Raw genomic sequence first — 18325 nt, forward strand, 5'->3', positions numbered from 1 at the left:
TTATTGACCGCAATTATGATATAAATTATGGGCAATCGATTGTTTTTTGTGTTTCAAAAAGAATTTAAAAATTCATTGGCAGATGCTATACGCAGTTCTGGCTTCATAGATTTATCTGAATCTGTGGATTTGGGTTTAGAAGAGATTTTGGAAGTCATCCACGCCTACATTATTGGGGGACTAATTGTAAAAGTAGAGGAAGAAAACGGGGCCAACGTATTGGGGAATCTATTGGTCAAAGGTGGTCATAATGGTGAAATATTGGAAGATATTTCATTGATATTCGATCAAAAAGATAGTTTTGATTACCATCAGAAGTTGGGCAATAGTTTGTTGAGTTTTGTTTTTGATGAAGACCAAACCACTACTTTTCAGTCCATAAAGGAATTAATGCACAGTGAATATGGCATTGATAGCGATGACTTGGATGCATTGAACAAACTGGTTATTCCATTTTCAATGGGCATTATTGGTAAAGAAGTCAAGACCAATTCATTTTCCAATGCTCAACTGGGAGAAACCCTGATCGGAAATACTCCTATCCTCAGTGAGAAATTTTCTAAATGGGCTAAGGTATTAGAGTTAATGCCAATAGTCAAAGAAAATGTGACGACAGACAAAAAAGAATCTGTGAAGCCGAAGGAGGAAGGTGTGGAATCATCGACTCAGAAAATGGGAAGTCAGCAAAGTATTAAGTCGGCTTCAGGTCTCAATATTCAAGTGTTCTATAAGAATTTTTTTCCATGGTTGGCTACTTTTATTATATCTGCTGGTAGCCTTTACGCCCTCCGCTATTTTGAGACCCAAAAAGAAGATAGTCCAGTTTTAGAGGCCAATAGTCCATTTCAGTTTATCCAAAACGATAGTTTGGCAGTGAAGAGTTTTAGCGAAGTGCCTTGGGTGGACAATGTCGATAACGATTTACACAATATATACCTAGACTCCCTGAATCACAATATCAAGCAGGAAAAATTGGTAAATACAGTGATTTTCAATAATGCCAATCTTCATTTTGAGGAGAATATTCCCAATATTTCAATGGAGGGAAAGAAGGAGTTAGATGAAATCCTAACCGCTCTTAAAAAGTATAATTTTCTTCATCTAGATATTCAAGTGGATGGCAATCCTACCTTTGTTCAGTTGAATAAGGAGTTGATAGATAGGAGGTTGAAGAATATTCAAGATTACTTTATTGTTTTTGGAATAGAGGAAGAGAGAATTTCGGTGGCCTATAAAATCTCTAACCCAGAGGAAGCTCTAGATTCTGTAAAGAATAAAGCGGTAGAAGAGAGTCCTCATAAAATAGATCCTCTGCCTTCCGGTACTGTATTGAGTAGTATTCATTTCCTTTTTAGCAATCAGGAAAAAAATATTTAGTATTCGCCTGTATTTTCAATTAAAGTGGTGGTAAAATGTAGTATCTTGATAGCTAATGCATAGCAAGATTATTTCGATACTATTTTGTTTAATTTCCACATGTTCACTCTTTGCACAGGACATGGATCGTTTTGTTTATGGTAATGAATTTAAAAGATCCGTGCGTTTTTCATTTCAAAATGTTCAGAATTTTATCTTGTTAGATGTCAAAATGGAGGGCATTCTTCCTACTCATTTTATTTTTGATACGGGAAGTGAATACACTGTGATCTTAAAGAGAGAATTGGCTTATTTGCTAAACATGGATTACTTTAAATCCATCCCACTATACGGTTCCGATTTAACCAGTGTGGTCTATGCTTTTATATCGCGAAATGCCAATCTCAATATCGATGACAAGTTGTTGATACGATCCAATGTATTGGTTCTCGAGGAGGATTTTATTCATTTGGATGAAATGTTGGGTATGCAAATCGATGGAATATTGGGTGCCAACATTTTTAATCGATATGTCTTACATCTCAATAATAAGAAAAAGTACATCGAGTTTATTAAATCAGATTATTTTAGTCCGCCCAAAGGTTTTGTTGAATTGCCGATAGAAATACATAAAGGGAAGCCCTATCTGGTAACCAATATTGGATTGAATGGAGAGCAGAAACAGACCCTAAAATTTCTAATCGATTCTGGTTCGGCCATCCCCCTTTTGTTGTACAATAATACGAGTCAACATATCGATTTGCCAGAGACCGTTATTCCTGGAAATTTGGGAATTGGTTTAGGAGGGCAATTGGAAGGCTTTATGGGCAAGGTGGATGAGTTGGAGATTGGGCCCTACTCATTTAGTAATTTGATAACGAGTTTTCAAGATTTTGAAATCGATAGTACCCAACAATTGTATCTCAATAGAAATGGTTTAATCGGCAATGCCCTATTGAGTCGATTTGATATATATATTGACTATACAAAAGAAAAATTATATATTCGAGCCAACAAGGACTTTGATAAAAAATTTAGAATCGACAAGAGTGGTTTGGTTCTGGTAGCCACTGGAGAAAATTTTAATAATATTGTGGTGCACAGGGTGCTGAAGGGAAGTCCAGCAGATTTGGCTGGAGTCCGAGTGGGGGATGAATTGCATAAATTTAATCGATGGCCAGCTTATTTTTTTGACATTCATTCGGTTTCGTATAAATTGTCTGGAAAGGAAGGACGGAATATAAAATTGAGTTTGAGGCGAGGAGATGAAAAGAAAGTAAAGGTGCAATTTAAATTAAAGTCCCTTTTTGATTAATAATTTTCTACCAGTTTTTCAAAATCTACCTATGGACTTTGGTATTTTAAGTTTGTTGCCCCCTATTATAGCTATTGTATTGGCTATTGCCACACGGCAGGTATATCTTTCCCTAATGGCAGGAATATACATAGGTTGGGTGATTATCAGTGAAGGAAATATATGGCAAGGGTTTTTGTCCAGTCTTGAAGGATTGGTAGCAGTATTTCAAGATGCGGGGAGTACGAGAACGATCTTGTTTAGTGCACTAGTCGGTTCTTTAATTATGCTAATTCAGCGGTCAGGAGGAGTGGAAGGTTTTATTCAATGGGTAGGTCGTAAATTGGAAAAAGACCGCGGAGGCAGTCGGATTAAATTACAATTTTATGCTTGGTTAATCAGCGTACTTATCTTTGTAGAAACCAGCATTTCTGTGTTGACTGTAGGTACTATATTCAGACCTTTGTTTGACAAATACAAAATATCAAGAGAAAAACTGGCCTATATTATTGATTCCGGTTCTGCTCCGGCATGTATTATATTTCCATTGAATGGATGGGGGGCATTTATCATTGGCTTATTGGTTACTCAATCTATAGAACAACCCTTTATGGTTATGTTGTCGGCCATCCCATTTAACTTTTATGCCTTATTGGCCCTAGTGGCTGTCCCTTTGATAATAAAACGAAATTGGGATCTACCATTGATGCGTAAGGCCGAGAATAGAACTCAGTCTGGGGCCGTTTTATGGCCAGATGCTACACCGATGATTACCGATGAAGCGCTGAATATATCCTATGATGGGGAAAGCCAGCCCAAAGCTTACAATATGATGATTCCTATTGGTGTTATGATATTGGCTATGCCACTTATATTGCTGTATAGTGGATGGAATAATCTACCTCAAGATACTTCACTGTTAAAAACCGTGTTTTATGCTATAGGCAATGGTTCCGGTTCTACAGCCGTCTTGGTCGCTGTATCTTTGGCGATATTGGTGGCGACTACGATGTACAAGGTTCAAGGAATATTAGGGATTCGGCAGAGTGTAGATTGGATCGTAAAGGGAATTGCCGCTTTAATGCCATTGGCTTTGCTGATGCTTATGGCTTTTGCCATAGGTAATGTTTGTAAAGCATTGGGCACAGGTCAATATGTGAGTCATGTCATTGGCTCTTTTTTACATCCGGGACTCATTCCCGCTTTGTTATTTGTGACCAGTGCATTTATTGCTTTTTCGACTGGAACATCTTGGGGCACTTTCGCCATTATGGTGGGCATTGCAGTGCCTTTGGTGCAGGGGCTTGGATTGGATTTTGCCCTTTGTCTCGCAGCAGTATTGGGTGGAGGGGTATTTGGAGACCACTGTTCTCCGATATCAGATACCACGATCATAGCTTCCATGTCGGCCGCCACCGATCATGTGGATCATGTAAAAACTCAAATGCCCTATGCTTTAATAATCGGTAGTATAAGTACTGTTTTGTATTTGATTTTTGGTTTTACTATTTAGCTGATAGCGAATCCGAATTTATCTTGGTTGATTTTAATTTAAACTGACTTTTATATACAGTAAAGTAGAGGGAGAAGTGTAAATTTAGTTAAGATAGCTAGTCATGACCACAAAACGGATTATATTTATTCCTAGAATTAATTTTTTTGCTCATGCTTAGATCAATATTTGTTTTTGGAATTTTACTCATTTGTATTTCAGGTTATAGTCAGCAATGGACACCTGTACCTATAAGTGATAAAGACCAAGGTTTGCCTTTTTTCAATAGTAGCTCGGCTGATACTCCTTGGCAGATCTATACCTTTGACCACTTGCAATTGCGTTCTGCAGATTTGTCCGAGATGGAATTGCCAACCACTAGTGGAGAGATATTAAGAGTTAATCTCGTTGAAGATCCTCTGTTTGCACCGGGGTTACAGGAAAAATATCCCCATCTTCGCTCCTATAATATACATACTGAGGACTGGATAGGTCGATTGACTTGGAACGATGGCAAAATTGACGGTTGGTATAAGTATCAAGGACAATGGATGGTGGTAGAACACCTGCAAGCCAATAAATATGTAGTCTACCTCGAGAAAGAAGGTTATCAGACCAAAGCCGATAAAAGTATTGTTTTAGGAAGTTGTTTAACTCCCGGAGATTTGTCAACTACAGAGCTAGAACCTGAAATTGTACCGGAATTGCGCGCCGATAATGTTTCGTTGAGGGTCTATGATCTCGCCGTATCCACCACTTCTACATACTCCGCTCGCTATGGAGGAGAAGTCGCTTCGGTATTGGCCCAGATTAATATAGTATTCAATAGGGTCAATGTCGTATTTCAAAGAGAACTGGGGTTGAAATTTAGGATAATAGACGATGTCCCGGAATTGATTTATTTGACCGACGATGAAGATCCATATTTTGAGGGCAATAACAATGCTATGTTAAACAAGGCTGGCTCCTTGTTTAATTCTGTAGTGGGTATCAATAATTACGATATTGGTCATCTATTGGCCACCAACTGTGGAGTCGGAACAGCAGGGGTGTCGTCGGGCATAGGAACAGTGTGTAACTCTAATAAAGGTCAGGCATTGTCCTGTGATTTGACCCAAAATTTAAGTGATTATGTAAGAGTGTTGACCCATGAGCTCGGTCATCAGTTGGGAGCAGAACACTCTTGGTCCAATTGTCCCGGTTTAAATGATGTTCAACGCACGAGTTCTTCTGCAGTAGAGCCGGGTAGTGGATCGACAATCATGAGTTATATATCTTCCTGTGGCGAAGAAAATTTAACTGTTGTGGAGGGCCCACTTTATTTTCACGCCAAGTCTATTGCCGAAATGAATTATTATATGGATCAAGGTAGTGGTTCCACCTGTATTAGTAATGAATCAGCGGTCAATCACCATCCGGAGATTGTTTCCCTACCCAAAGCAGATCTAGTAATCCCAATAAAAACAGCCTTCTTCTTAGAAGCCCAAGCCCAAGATGAAGATGGAGATGAATTGACCTATAATTGGGAGCAAATGGATGTAGGTCCCATATCTCCTTTAGGATCTCCGATTCAAACCGCTCCTATGTTTCGTTCTTTTCCTCCAGATAGCGAAGGCAAAAGAAATTTTCCTCAATTATCCACTCAATTGTCTAATGTGGCTTCGGTGGAAGAAGTATTGCCGACCTATAGTCGAAATATGAATTTTCGCTTGACGGTACGCGATTTCGATGCCATTGCCGGTGGAATGGCCATTGCCGATTACCAATTGAAAAGTACTGCCAATGCCGGCCCTTTTGTGTTGGGTTTTCCCAATTTGGCCACCGATGATGTTTTTGCAGGTGGTTTGACCACGATTACTTGGGATGTAGCCAACACCGATGTAGCACCAGTAAATGCCAGCCACGTAAAGATATTTTTGTCTGTGGATGGGGGAAATACCTATCCCTATGTTTTAGCCGAAAGTACGGAGAACCGCGGTTTAGCTGTAGTGCAAATACCCAACGTAGTGACCGACCAAGCTAGAATAATGGTGGTGGGAGAGGATCACATATTCTACGATATATCAGATGAAGATTTACGCATTCAATTGCCTTCTGAACCTACTTACGGTCTCAATATAAAGTCGGGAAACCAAACCCTGTGTTTGCCCGATACCGGGAGGGTAGAAATTCAAGCATTTCCCGTGTTGGGATTTGCTGATTCCATTGAATACTTTTTGGATAATCCCTATTCCGATGTCGATGTGTTCATTTCCCGGATTCATGGAAAAGTCAACGATCCTGTGTCTATCGATTTTGTTGTCGATGACAATTTTAGTTCAGATACCCTTGAATTTCAACTCTTGTCCAAGGCTCCTGGTCTGGATACCTTTAAACGGGACATTAAATTGTTTGTAGTCAATAATAATTTTTCAGGAGTGCAAGCAATTTATCCCTCAAACAATGAAGTAGATATCGAATTAGCTCCCAATTTGACTTGGTCCACATTGCCCAACGTGGATTATTATTCAATTGATGTCAGTGAATCGGCGGATTTTGGAGAAGCTTCAACCGTTTTTAGTGAAACGAATATTTCATCGGGAACCTATGTGGCTCCAGTGATCTTGGACGGTGGCCGAGTTTACTTTTGGCGGATACGCTCTCACAACACTTGTGGCCAAGATGAAGATGTCAAGGTATATGGTTTCAAAACGGCTGGATTCCAATGTGAGTCCTATACTTCTGGAGATTTGCCGAAGGGAGTAGGGGGTAGTAGTCCAGGCTCTGTTGTTTCCGAGATTCCCGTAAGTGATGATTTTGTCATAGACGACGTGAATATTCGACAAATCAAGGGCTTTCATGAATCGGTAGATCAACTGCAATTTTCGATTGCTCACAACGACACAAAAGTCGTGCTCTATGACGGGGATTGTGGGGTCAAGAGTTTTGATTTTAATATTTCATTTGACGATGATGTAATCGTGTCTACTGACTGTAATCTAAACTCAGGTGCGACGGTACGTCCCTTCCAACGCCTGTCGAATTTGTACGGACAGTCTTCTGCAGGTCAGTGGACAATGACCATGAAAGATAGTGTTATAGGGGCAGGTGGACTGTTGAACGAGTGGACATTGGAACTATGTGGTAAAACCATATCCCCATCATTATCGTTGTCTACCGATAGTCTAAGAGTGGGGCCGATGTCGTCGACTCCTCTCACCAGTTCCCAAATACAAATCAATGATTACAATAATCTACTCTTCGAATTGGTCAGTCTTCCTCAGAAGGGGCAATTGTTATTCAATAATCAAGTATTGAGTATAGGAGGAAAATGGACGGGTAGTGATTTGATTGAAGGCAGAGTGGTCTATCAGTCACTGGAATCTACTAATGGCTTTGATGAAATTGATGTGTCTGTGGTACTCGACAATGAAGCTTGGTCGGGAATAGTATCTGTCCCTGTGGTGATTGATCAGCAAGTGTCTGTGACTGGGATTACTTCCCATCACAACCTTGCGGTATATCCCAATCCAGTGTCGAGTCGGGCGCGAATATCGGCCGGTAGTCATATAGATTGGCGTTATTGTCAAGTCTACGATGTCCATGGTCGATTGGTACATCAGCAGTCTTTAAATCCTCAGGAAGTAGTATTTGAATTAAATACCGAAAGTTGGGCCGCGGGCATGTACTTTGTAGTGGTTTCTTTGTCGGATAAAAGTCTATATACCATTAAATTACAGCAATTATGAGTAATAAGGCTATCAATGTGCTAAATGATAGGATAAAGGATTTTTTAGTCAAATTTCCTCCATTTAGTATGATGACTATTGAAAATTTGGATAAGGTTCTCGCTCGAATAAAAATTAAATACATCGAGAAAGGAGAAATTGTATTTAATCAAGGCGATCCTCCAGGGGAGTTCTTTTATGTGGTAAGAAAAGGAGCGGTGAAGTTGGAAAGAATAGAAGGGGGAAATAACATTCTTATCGATGTATGTGATGAGGGTGATGTATTTGGGATTCGGCCATTGATAGCGGAGCAACCCTATTTGTCTACGGGATTGGCTCATGAAGAATCCATATTGTATGCCATTCATACCGATGATATAAGAAACATAATGATTAGCAATCCCAAAGTGGGATATTTTTTGGCTTCTAGTTTTGCGGCGGGTTCGCGGAATAAAAAGCAGGGGCACAATACCGATGGTTTGATTTTTATCAGTCACAATCAACAATTTCTCCAAGAAGATCGATTGCTTGAGGTACAAAAACTGTCTATTGGAAGACAGCCCATATCCTGTACTTTGTCGGCCAGTATTCAAGAAGCCGCAAAAATTATGACCCAAGAAAATGTGGGTTCTATCGTTGTTGTTGACGAAGGACAATTGCCATTGGGTATAGTTACTGACTCCGATATTCGGCGAATGGTGGGCAATGACCAAATTGTTTCCACTATGGGTATCGATCAAATTATGAATACCCCGGTAATCTGTCTTCCGGTCGGAACTACTTTTGCCGATGCCCAGATTGTTATGCTGCAGCGGGGAATCAATCATATAGTAATGACTGAGGATGGAAGCGATGAAAGTCCGGTAAAAGGGGTTTTTTCGGAGAGTCAGCTATTGGCTTATCAGGGCAATAGTCCAGGCATTATCATCAAGCAGATGAAGAAGACCAAGAAGCCAACAGAGTTAAAGAGGATCCGAGATAAGGCAGATTTTTTATTGGAAAAATATCTCTATCAAGAAGTGTCCATCAATTTTGTGTCCGATGTTATGACGGCCATCAACGATGCATTGTTCGTAAGAGCTATAGAGTTGTCTCAAAATGATATACTGGAAGAAAGTGGGCAGAAAGTTCCGGTAAGATTTTCCTGGGTAGCCATAGGTTCGTTGGGAAGAAGAGAGCAAATATTGAGAACAGACCAAGATCATGCATTGATTTTTGAAGATGTTGACGATGAAAATTATGATGAGGTAAAAGCTTACTTTCTGGACTTGGCCAATCGGGTGGTTGATATTCTTAAAATATGTGGGTTTAAAGATTGTCCAGCACAGATGATGGCCAATAACCCCAAATGGTGTATGTCCATCAAAGAATGGAAGGATCAATACAGGCAATGGATTCACTCACCCAACAACGAGTCGATTCTCCATGCCAATATATTTATGGATTATCGATCCGTGTATGGAGATGTAAGCTTAACTAAGCAGCTCACCGCCTATATCATGACTATGGTACATGACCATAGAATATTTTTGACCTACCTGGCCAAATACGCTGTCGAGACCCCACCGCCAGTATCTTTTTTCCGAAACTTTATCCTTGAAAAGAATGGTGCGCATAAGGATCAATTCGATATCAAGCAGCGAGCTATGTTGCCTTTGGTAGATGCGGCTAGAGTTCTGGTGCTAGATCAGAGGGTGGAACGAATGAACAATACCATCCAGCGTTTTGAGCGACTGGCTGAGGTAGATGCCAAAAACAAAGAAATGTACCTAGATGCCAAATCTGCCTTCGAGGTATTGTTGAGGCTAAGGGCTCTCAATGCCCTTAAGAATAGCGATAGTGGACGGTATATTAGTCCCGATTCACTAAACAAAATTCAGCGAATTCTATTGCGCAATAGTTTTAAACCTATCGGTCATTTACAAGATGTACTTCAGGTGAAGTTTCAATTGAATTTCTTTTAGTATGAATTGGAAACATCTGTTTGGGAAAAAAAATAAAGCCGCATTGCGGTCTTCCGATCCGGAGTGGTGGCGGGAGTACTTTGTAGAAACACAGGCTATCGATAGGAATCAGCCGGTAAGTTCATTTATGTTTAAGGTGGTGGATCTCGAAACCACTGGATTTGACTATCAATCTGATCGCATTATTTCGGCCGGAGTGATTCCTTCTATGGGGTATGAATTATATCCTGCTCAGGCTTATCACACCTTAGTTCGTCAAGACTTTATTAAAAAAGATGGAGTCCAGATTCACGGATTGACCATGAGAGATATTCAATCTGGTATTGAAGAAGTCGATTTTTTAATACAAATTGTTGAGCAGCTGAAAGGTACGATAATTGTCGGCCATCATATTGGATTTGATGTCGCCATGATCAATGCTGGTCTTCAACGACATTGGGGATTGAATCTAATAAATCCGGTTATCGATACGGCCTATTTGTATAAGCGCTGTTACCCGATCAAATTTATTTATGATAAATACGTGAATCAAATTCCTTCTTTGGATGATATTGCCGAAGAATTTGAATTGGTATTCCACGATCGACACTCTGCATTGGGTGATGCTGCCATCACTGGAGTGATTTTTTTAAAGTTGCTTCGGAACCTGGAAAATGCCAAAGTAGAAACATTAAAAGAGTTGTTGCAGTAGGTAGAATGGTTTGGAGAGGGATATTTAGATATGTGTACAAAAGAAAAGCGAGTCATATTTTATCATATGACTCGCTTTTTGCAAATTATAATCCCATGAACATATCCAAAACTATTATACTGAACTTCGTTGTTTTATCATCTTACTAAAACTTTCTACGTCGTTACAATGGTAAATATCGGAATTATATTCAGAGTGTAACAATACAAATAATGTGTATTGTTACATGATTATTTGTGCTATGTGTTTTTTAATTTATTGATTATCATTAATTTATTGTTTGTTGGTAGATGTATTTGTTATTTGATTTTGCCTGTTTTAAGGAGCTGAGTAGCTAGGATTTTCTAAAAAATTACTGTCAGTAAGTGTTTTTATAAATTCAATGACTTGGAATTTTTGTTTTTCACTTAATCCGAGGGGTTGAATTAGGGGGTCGGTATTGATTTGACGATGTCCCCCTGAATTGTAGTGATCCAATACTTCTTCCATGGTTTGGAATCTTCCATCGTGCATATAAGGAGGATTGATCATGGCATTGATTAGACTGGGGGTTTTAAATTTTCCAATATCTAATTCGTTCATGGTTACTTCAAACCGTCCTTTGTCCACAAATTGATTTAGGTCGGTGACGTTTTCAATTCCGTTGTTTTTAAATTCGAAGGTAGTGAAGAATGGTTCTGCATGACAGTGTCCACATTCGGCATCGGGCAGGTCGGGAACGACGTCAAAAAACATTAAATAGCCTTGGAGTTCGTCATCGGTAAAGGTCGCTTCTCCGCGCAGGACTTTGTCGTATTTGGATTGCCCACTGCTGATAAGGGTGCGCTCGAATTGGGCAATGGCTTTGGAAATAAGATCTTCGTCGATATCTTCGACGGTTTCTATACCAAAGGCCGCTCTAAAAAGCCTGGGGTATTGATTGTGATTTTTAAGTTTTTCCTTCAATGTTCCCCAGTCGTGATCCAATTCTAATGGGTCGTTGATAGGGTGGTCGACTTGTTCTTCTAGGGTAGAGACTCTTCCATCCCAGAAAAGGGGGAAACTGTTGTAGCCTATGTTAAGCAGGCTCATGCTGCTGCGTCTCCCTATTTGACCATCAATGCCAATGGCCAAGGGCTTGCCGTCTTTGAAACTCAAATCTTGGTTGTGACAGCTGGCACAAGAAATCGTACTATCTCTAGATATTATGGGGTCGTAGAACAATTTTCTTCCCAAGGCTATCCCGTCAACAGTTAATGGGTTGTCGGCTGGTATCCTCATATCTGGATAGTTGGAGGAAATATTGAGCTCGAAGGATTTGGGTTGATAGGGAAATTGGGTTAAATCAGTTTTCTTCTCTATTTCTTCTTTTTGGCAACTCAGCGCTTGACCGATTAACAATAATAACATTCCTATGTAGCCCAATTTTACCATACCTATCTTTCAACAGATTATTTGCTATTTCGTTTTTATTAAACTCATATTTTTAAGGCATTGGGGAAATTTTCTATGATTTTGGCTTTTAATGTCGATGTTGGATCGGATAGGGATATGCCTTTAAATAATTCATCGATGTGCAAGTAAAACAATAGGGTTAGGTTATTTCCTTTGCTTTTGCCCCAAGAACCTTGAATCGTTGTTGGAATATCGAGTTCACTAGGGGTGAATGAAAGAGAAATGGTAGAACCGCCTACCGGTCTCAAAGAGATGTAGAGATACCTCCATTCATTGTTTGTGAAATCGTATAAAGTACTGTCCCTAAAAACGTGATCCACTGGGAAATCTGCCGGTTGATATTGATTTAAACCAGTATTTGAACTTATGGTAAAATCAATTTGCTTGATGCTATCATTTTCCAAGTAATTGGCTCCATTGCTATTGATCTTGGTGATTTTTACTGGCATTACATCGCTATCCACTAAATAGTCGATTAAACTATCGGTGGGCTGTGCAATACTTCCGTCTTTGCGAGTGAGATTAATTTCATTGGCGATAAAATTAATCTCTCCGATTAAATATCCCTCATCATTATCGGTATATAAGGTGTCGGAAGTGGAAAAATTAGCATTGTCCAATCTCAATGGTGTTTGGAAGATCATTCGTGGATAGACACAGCAACATGGTTTTTCGTAGGCAAAGTTATAATTGGTCGCATTGGCATCCATGCATCCTTCATTGTATTCTTCGCAAGCAGTGAAGCCAATGACGATTAATAAAAATAGAAATGTCTTATTTATTCCCTTTTGCCAAACTATCCGCATAGGCTTTTACTTCTTTTTGAATGATATCTTTTACTTGATAAGAAAAATCTTTGTTGAGCATCCAGCCCAAGTATTGACGATCTTTATACAGCCATTCACCTGCTGGTTTGTTGTTGTATTTTCCAAAATTGAAGACAATAGTCCCGTTGATGTCGTATTTCAATTTTTGAGTCACATCGGCAAAACGCAAGTCGGTGGTAAAATCGTGTAACATCTGCATATCGTTTTTGACCGGTATGGATTCGTTGCCGTCCTTGTCTTCGTAAGGCACATTCTCATATCGTTCCAACTGCCCTTTTAGTACCGCCACAGTAGCGCGTACATCCTCCAATGCGTCATGGGCATTTTCAATTTCTTGACCGGTATAAAATTTCATGGCAGCGGCCAGTGTTCTCGGTTCCATCTTTGTAAAGATTCTCATTACATCTATGGTCTTTCGATGGGTCATATCTAGAGGTTGCCCAGCTCTGTCCATTTCTTCCATAAGCATGGGAATATCGAATCGATTGGAATTGTATCCGGCTAAATCAGCATCGCCAATAAATTCAGCCACTTCAGAGGCTATATCCTTAAAAGGAGGTTGATTGGCTACCATTTCTTCGGTAATACCGTGGACATTCATTGCCTCTTCAGAAATAGCTAGGCCTGGATTGACAAGTTTTTCATATTCTATTGGGTCAGATCCGTCTTTGGGGTATTTAATAAGGGCCAACTGAACGATTCTGTCGTGAATCACATGTAGGCCGGTAGCTTCAATATCCAGAAAAACAAGATCTTGTGTTAAGTTAAAATTCATTGTTAGTTAAATTTATAAGTATCCATGGCTGCTGTTTGGTATATTAACAGACTATCGGATCCATTATTGTATAATAAATAAGCCTCAGCTTCGGAATAATTTTTAAAAAATTCTTTGGATTGATCTAATCCAGCGGCTACACAAGCCGTCGCTAATGCATCTGCAGAGGCACAATCATCGGCCAATACAGTAGCCGAAATTACATTTTTTTGTTCAAAAAATCCTGTTTTGGGGTTGATGGTATGTGCATATTTATGCCCATCCACTTCATAAAAATTTCTATAGTTTCCACTGGTGGCAATGGCTTTATTTTTCAAAACAACTTTGTCGAATATATCTGTTGCCAGAGCGTGTTCTTTGGGAGTATTGATGCCGATGATCCATCCTTTACCAGCTCTTCCACCACCGCGACCATAGGTTTCTCCACCGATTTCTATCATAAAGTTGTCAAAACCTAATGATAAAAAATAATTCATGAGATAATCCACGGCTCCACCTTTGGCAATGGCACTTAGATCGAGTTCTACATGTGAGGGTATCTTCCAAACAGTAGCGTCAAATGCCGACATTATTTTTTGAAATCCCACTCCTTTCATCAAATCGGCAATATGTGCAGTATCTATTTCTTCGACCTTGTTGCGTTTGGCATAGCCGAAGCCATAATAATTTACCAAGGGCATAACAGTTGGATCAAAGTAACCATCAGTTGCTTGAAAGATGCGTTTGGCCGTATTGATATTGGTTTTAAAAAAATCGATAATATCACGGTCTTCTTTTTCGGTATCGATATTTTCTCCTCGATTGAGCCTACTAATAATCGATTCTGGGATGTAAGTAGATACGGCCATGTTGAGTTGAGCCAATACACTATCTACCTTGGGTTTGAGATCGATATCCGATGCAGTGGTTTCATAGATTATATGATAGGTTGTGCCCATGGTATTGCCTTCAATCGGCAGAAATGTCGTCGTTGATGTCTCTGTGTCCTGGCAACTCCACAATGTCGCTAAGACTATCATGGTTTTACAAAAGATAATAGGAATGGTCATATTATATAATGCCTTCTTTTTTGGCCTCGTCTTTGACTCCATGTAATTGTATTGGGTTTTTAGATTTACGCAATCTCAAATTTAAAAATTCGACAAAAAGTGAAAACGCGATCGCAAAGTACAAGTATCCTTTGGGAATTGTGCCAATCGATTGACCAAATACTACTAAATGTGCCAAATGAGCGGCTTCGGCCAAGAGCATAAACCCAATGAGAATTAAAAAAGACAGTCCCAGCATTTGGATGGTGGGATGATTGTTGACAAAATTGCCTACGGGTTGAGCAAATGCCATCATCATCAATACACTGAGGACGACGGCGATGATCATGATGATTAAGGCGCCTTCGATACCAGCTGTCATCCCTACTGCCGTTAAGATACTATCCATCGAAAATACGATGTTGATAACGGTGATCTGGAGAATAGCGGAAGACAAAGTCGTAACTTTTTTGCCACTGTCTTCGTGATCATCATCCCCTTCTAGTTTGTGGTGGATTTCAGAAGTCGCTTTATAGAGTAGAAATAGTCCTCCGAGGAAGAGTATAATACTTTGACCAGAAATGCCCCCAGATATCCATTGTAGTTCGAGATGAAACCACGGTTCATTCATGGCAATAAGGTATGAAATGCCAAAAAGAAGGACGATCCTCATGGCCATAGCCAAGATCAATCCAATGTTAATGGCTTTTTTCTGAAGGTTTTTAGCCAACTTGCCACTGATAATTGAAATGAAAATAATATTGTCAACCCCTAAAACGATTTCTAAAAATGTCAAGGTCAACAAACTCATCCATACCTCAGGATGTGCAAAATCAGGCATGGTTAACAGTATGAGGGTATTCATATTAGAGGATTAATGTTTCACTAATTTGGGCAAAGATAGTATAAAATAAAAACCTTAATTTCTACATTATATACTTTTGTGGAATATTTTATTAGAAAAATGGACTAGGTTCAAAGTAATTTTAGCGAAATTTGTGGCAATGATGAAATTTAGAAGATTAGAAACCGATGAGTTGACGGCCTTAGAGCCAGAATTTATACGATTTTTAGCCGCCAATCAGGTCACTGCATCAGATTGGGAAAAATTGAAGGCGGAGGATGTTGAGAAAGCCCATGGACTAATAGATTTATTCAGTGATATTGTATTTGAAAAAATCTTGTCAGGGGTGGATTATTTGGAACAGAGAGATCCCAAAACCATTCGAATCTTTAAATTTGAAGAGGAGAAGGTAGTTATGAATGGACTGACGGTGAAGGGCAGTGATGTGATCGATCTGACCAAAGATCAAGATGCTGCCGTGTTAAAGCAGTTATTTGAAATGTCCGCCGGCAAACTCAATATATTTTCGGGAGAAAAGAAATACAGAAAGCCAAAACTTGAAGAGATCTTTGATCTTATGGAAAAGGGCTGTCTTATTCTCAAAGATCCCACTATATTTGACACAATTGAAAAATTAAAACAATAATATCGTGAAACACTACATCACTTTTTTATTTATCCTCTTTATCGGTTTTGCAAATACCGCCGAGGCACAAAAGAAATTTCCATTAGTAGAGCATTTTAGCAATACGGAGTGTTATACATGTCAAAACAGTCGAACAGGCATTTATGAGACATTGGATAAGTATACGGGAGAGGTCAATCATCTCACCATTCATTGGAAGTCTCCATATCCTAATTGTCAACTTTATCAGTTCAATACCGAGGATAGCGATCAGCGAGTAGAGATATATACACAATCGGTTCGATCGATATCAGGGACGCCGGTATTAAGTGTTAATGCTGATCCAAGAAACTATTCTAATTTAGATAGGAATTTAAAGGATGCGGAAGATGATGCAGTATTGGTTGGATTGAATATGAAGGAGTCTGGCAGTTCGAATCGAAAGGCCGTATTGGAGGTGAGTAATTTGACCAATACGACTTTGGACAATCTCTATGTATATGCTGCTATGGTAGAAAAGGAGGTTGTAGTTACAGCTTATAACACTAAAAAGGATTATGAAATACACGATGTATTTAGAAAATTTATGGGAGACAATGGGGGTTACGGTGAGCCGGTGGGTAGTTTGTCTGCAGGGACTAGTCAAACTTTGACTCTAGAAGCCGCTATACCCAATGGGTTGGAGTCCCAAGATATTTACGTAGTGGCTTGGGTCGAAGAACGAAAGCCCACCTTGGATAATCGATATGAGATAATAATACACAACAGTGTTTCGCAAACTACCAGCACCATTACTAATAATGAATTGGCCATACCAGACGCTGATTTATCCATTTATCCCAATCCAGCCAGCGATGTGTTGATCTTGAATAATGTGAGCGAGTTTCAACCTCATTCTGTTCGAATTATGGATGCTGCTGGTCGTGAGGTTAAAAATATGTCGATAAGACAAAGAATACAGATCCAAGATCTTCAGGTGGGACAATACTTTTTGATTTTGGAAGACGATGCACATCAAGTAATTAGAAAATTTATTAAACAATAAAGACATCAATTGACTTCTTCCCACAACAATTTTAAGGGTTAAAGGTTAGGCAATTAAACGTCAAATACGATAAGATTATGGAATCTACAGTTAAAAATCCGGTTTTAATATATACAGAGCGAACACCGAATCCCGAATCGCTAAAGTTTGTGAGCAATAAAATGTTGTTTAGAGGTACGGCAGATTTTCAAGAAAAAGAAATCGCTGAAAAATTTTCACCTTTAGCCAAGGCTCTTTTTGAATTTCCCTATGTAAAGGGGGTATATATAAGCAACAATTTTGTGACTATATCCAAAGAGCTCAATTATGTATGGGAAGACATTATGTTGACCATTAAGTCTTTTATAAAGACTTATATAGAGAGCGAGAATGAGATAGTGTCACCTGAGTATCAAGAATTTTTAGATAGTGAGTCAGAGTCTAAGACGGAGAAGACCTATTCTGGAGATGAAGGTGAATTGGTAGCGAGGATTAAGGATTTATTAGAGACCTATGTTAAGCCAGCCGTTGCTGGTGATGGAGGGAATATAGAGTTTCAATCCTACGACGATGGTGTGGTATCGGTCTTATTGCAAGGAGCATGTAGTGGATGTCCTTCATCGACCATTACCTTAAAGTCTGGTATTGAAGGGATGTTGAAGCGAATGATTCCCGAGGTGAAATCGGTAGAAGCCTATATGGGGTAATTTTTCATCCTCATTATTCTAGTTAAGATATTTTTTAGAGTGCCTGTTCGATTGAGCGGGCACTTTTTTATTATGTACTAAAGGGAGGAAAGGGTGGATGCAATTAAATTGATTGTTATTGAGATTGAATTCTGATTGGAAGTAGTGTGAATAAGGTAGGGGATTTCATAAGAAAATAAGAGGTTAGTCTAAGAGGCTGACAGGATAATTTGTTTTGATGAGGAGAAGGTGGAGACCATTTTCAAGGTTATGGCTGATAGGTGTACAGGAGGTCAAAAAATAAGAATCTCGCTGAAAGTGAGATTGATAAATTATAAGTGTAATTCGTATTATATATAAGTCAAAATTGCCTTTAATTAGTTAGAGGTTGATGATTTATATAAGAGGGGAAGCGAAAGGGCAGGAGAGGTGAAAATTGGGTCATTGAAGGATAAAACTGCTTTAAGTAGATAAGTGACAGCCAAAAATAAGGGTGAAATTTTGCTGTGATGTAGTAATAGCGTGGGGTTTTGTTATTTTCGAATATATTGATGGAGTGAAAATTAGAAAACTAAATT

At 39.2% G+C, this 18325-nt stretch carries 14 protein-coding genes; 9 read left to right on the forward strand and 5 right to left on the reverse strand.

The genetic code is table 11. The features are described from left to right. Positions 1-27 precede the first annotated feature (27 nt). The 6 genes from LVD51_RS02670 to LVD51_RS02695 all read left to right on the forward strand — a co-directional run bounded on the left by LVD51_RS02670 (position 28) and on the right by LVD51_RS02695 (position 10504). On the forward strand, positions 28-1377 hold the full coding sequence (locus LVD51_RS02670) for a DUF937 domain-containing protein (RefSeq protein WP_236969640.1): 1350 nt from the start codon (positions 28-30) through the stop codon (positions 1375-1377). A 160-nt stretch (positions 1378-1537) separates the two neighbouring features. Then, positions 1538-2671: an aspartyl protease family protein gene (locus LVD51_RS02675; RefSeq protein WP_236969641.1), complete on the forward strand. Its 1134-nt coding sequence runs from the start codon at positions 1538-1540 to the stop codon at positions 2669-2671. A 31-nt stretch (positions 2672-2702) separates the two neighbouring features. Then, positions 2703-4163 (forward strand): Na+/H+ antiporter NhaC family protein, encoded by a 1461-nt coding sequence (locus LVD51_RS02680; protein ID WP_236969642.1) that lies wholly within the window; start codon positions 2703-2705, stop codon positions 4161-4163. Positions 4164-4315: 152 nt separating this feature from the next. Then, positions 4316-7870, forward strand: a complete 3555-nt coding sequence (locus LVD51_RS02685; protein ID WP_236969643.1) for a reprolysin-like metallopeptidase — start codon at positions 4316-4318, stop codon at positions 7868-7870. Continuing rightward, positions 7867-9813 carry a DUF294 nucleotidyltransferase-like domain-containing protein gene (locus LVD51_RS02690; RefSeq protein WP_236969644.1) on the forward strand — a complete coding sequence of 649 codons (1947 nt, stop codon included), beginning with the start codon at positions 7867-7869 and terminating at the stop codon, positions 9811-9813. The genes LVD51_RS02685 and LVD51_RS02690 overlap by 4 nt, the downstream gene beginning before the upstream one ends. Position 9814: 1 nt before the next feature. Next, positions 9815-10504: a 3'-5' exonuclease gene (locus LVD51_RS02695; RefSeq protein ID WP_236969645.1), complete on the forward strand. Its 690-nt coding sequence runs from the start codon at positions 9815-9817 to the stop codon at positions 10502-10504. Positions 10505-10822: 318 nt separating this feature from the next. Here LVD51_RS02695 and LVD51_RS02700 read toward each other — a convergent pair whose 3' ends face one another. From LVD51_RS02700 to LVD51_RS02720, 5 genes are all read right to left on the reverse strand, one after another. Further along, positions 10823-11893: a cytochrome-c peroxidase gene (locus LVD51_RS02700; protein ID WP_236969646.1), complete on the reverse strand. Its 1071-nt coding sequence runs from the start codon at positions 11891-11893 to the stop codon at positions 10823-10825. A 68-nt stretch (positions 11894-11961) separates the two neighbouring features. Continuing rightward, entirely contained in the window at positions 11962-12744 is a 783-nt protein-coding gene (locus tag LVD51_RS02705; RefSeq protein WP_236969647.1) for a hypothetical protein, read from the reverse strand. Beyond that, positions 12713-13540 carry a 3'-5' exonuclease gene (locus LVD51_RS02710; RefSeq protein ID WP_236969648.1) on the reverse strand — a complete coding sequence of 276 codons (828 nt, stop codon included), beginning with the start codon at positions 13538-13540 and terminating at the stop codon, positions 12713-12715. The genes LVD51_RS02705 and LVD51_RS02710 overlap by 32 nt, the downstream gene beginning before the upstream one ends. A gap of 2 nt (positions 13541-13542) precedes the next feature. Next, positions 13543-14631, reverse strand: a complete 1089-nt coding sequence (locus LVD51_RS02715) for an FAD:protein FMN transferase (protein WP_236969649.1) — start codon at positions 14629-14631, stop codon at positions 13543-13545. Beyond that, on the reverse strand, positions 14591-15433 hold the full coding sequence (locus LVD51_RS02720) for a TerC family protein (protein ID WP_236969650.1): 843 nt from the start codon (positions 15431-15433) through the stop codon (positions 14591-14593). Before LVD51_RS02720 ends, LVD51_RS02715 begins: the two co-directional genes overlap by 41 nt. Positions 15434-15572: 139 nt before the next feature. Here LVD51_RS02720 and LVD51_RS02725 point away from each other — a divergent pair, with 139 nt between their 5' ends. The 3 genes from LVD51_RS02725 (at position 15573) to LVD51_RS02735 (ending at position 17768) form a co-directional block, all read left to right on the forward strand. Continuing rightward, positions 15573-16058, forward strand: coding sequence for a DUF6495 family protein (locus LVD51_RS02725; protein WP_236969651.1), 486 nt, complete (start codon positions 15573-15575; stop codon positions 16056-16058). A 4-nt stretch (positions 16059-16062) separates the two neighbouring features. Further along, a complete protein-coding gene (locus LVD51_RS20100) occupies positions 16063-17082 on the forward strand; it encodes a T9SS type A sorting domain-containing protein (RefSeq protein WP_236969652.1) in 1020 nt (339 codons plus the stop codon). A gap of 77 nt (positions 17083-17159) precedes the next feature. Continuing rightward, positions 17160-17768: a NifU family protein gene (locus LVD51_RS02735; RefSeq protein WP_236969653.1), complete on the forward strand. Its 609-nt coding sequence runs from the start codon at positions 17160-17162 to the stop codon at positions 17766-17768. Positions 17769-18325 lie beyond the last annotated feature (557 nt).

Source organism: Membranihabitans marinus, assembly GCF_021729155.1.
Lineage (GTDB): Bacteria > Bacteroidota > Bacteroidia > Chitinophagales > Saprospiraceae > Membranihabitans > Membranihabitans marinus.

Excerpts from the sequence above, each read along its gene's own strand:
- LVD51_RS02670 (WP_236969640.1), top strand. The coding sequence starts at position 28 with ATGGGCAATCGATTGTTTTTTGTGTTTCAAAAAGAATTTAAAAATTCA.
- LVD51_RS02735 (WP_236969653.1), top strand. The coding sequence starts at position 17,160 with ATGGAATCTACAGTTAAAAATCCGGTTTTAATATATACAGAGCGAACA.
- LVD51_RS02715 (WP_236969649.1), bottom strand. The coding sequence starts at position 14,631 with ATGGAGTCAAAGACGAGGCCAAAAAAGAAGGCATTATATAATATGACC.
- LVD51_RS02680 (WP_236969642.1), top strand. The coding sequence starts at position 2,703 with ATGGACTTTGGTATTTTAAGTTTGTTGCCCCCTATTATAGCTATTGTA.
- LVD51_RS02710 (WP_236969648.1), bottom strand. The coding sequence starts at position 13,540 with ATGAATTTTAACTTAACACAAGATCTTGTTTTTCTGGATATTGAAGCT.
- LVD51_RS02695 (WP_236969645.1), top strand. The coding sequence starts at position 9,815 with ATGAATTGGAAACATCTGTTTGGGAAAAAAAATAAAGCCGCATTGCGG.
- LVD51_RS02700 (WP_236969646.1), bottom strand. The coding sequence starts at position 11,893 with ATGTTATTATTGTTAATCGGTCAAGCGCTGAGTTGCCAAAAAGAAGAA.
- LVD51_RS02690 (WP_236969644.1), top strand. The coding sequence starts at position 7,867 with ATGAGTAATAAGGCTATCAATGTGCTAAATGATAGGATAAAGGATTTT.
- LVD51_RS02725 (WP_236969651.1), top strand. The coding sequence starts at position 15,573 with ATGATGAAATTTAGAAGATTAGAAACCGATGAGTTGACGGCCTTAGAG.
- LVD51_RS02685 (WP_236969643.1), top strand. The coding sequence starts at position 4,316 with ATGCTTAGATCAATATTTGTTTTTGGAATTTTACTCATTTGTATTTCA.
- LVD51_RS02705 (WP_236969647.1), bottom strand. The coding sequence starts at position 12,744 with ATGCGGATAGTTTGGCAAAAGGGAATAAATAAGACATTTCTATTTTTA.
- LVD51_RS02720 (WP_236969650.1), bottom strand. The coding sequence starts at position 15,433 with ATGAATACCCTCATACTGTTAACCATGCCTGATTTTGCACATCCTGAG.